1 pseudogene is annotated in these 427 nt (G+C 49.2%); it reads right to left on the bottom strand.

The window, feature by feature from the left end:
• Positions 1-427 (bottom strand): annotated as a pseudogene (locus GBI16_RS18605) (NADH:flavin oxidoreductase/NADH oxidase); the annotation flags it as partial.

Below are 427 nucleotides of genomic sequence, written 5' to 3'. Positions count from 1 at the left end.
GACTCACTCAAAGTTTCTTCGTCATGGCCATCATACTCAATGACACCAAAACGCGCGGTTAATGGTAAACGCTCAGGCCAAACTGCATGTACGGCATCAAAGGTTTCACGCAAAAAGCGGCTTCGCCCTGCAAAATCACCGCCATACTCGTCTTGACGTAGATTGCTGTGCTTAGAAAAAAAGCTTTGCGCTAAATAACCATGTGCAAAATGTAATTCTAACCATTCAAAACCTGCCTGTTTTGCACGGCGTGCTGCAGCAGCAAAATCTGCCTGAACCCGTTGAATATCTTCAAGGCTCATTTCCTGTGGGACACGTGGCAGGTTTTCACCATAAGTAATCGCCGATGCTCCGATCGGCTGCCGGCCACGCGGATCACCTTCGGCAATATGGTCATCGCCTTCCCACGGACTATTGGCACTGGCTT

It is taken from the genome of Acinetobacter sp. TUM15064 (assembly GCF_008980265.1).
Classification (GTDB): Bacteria; Pseudomonadota; Gammaproteobacteria; order Pseudomonadales; family Moraxellaceae; genus Acinetobacter.
This window is presented reverse-complemented; position numbering and strand designations above follow the sequence as displayed.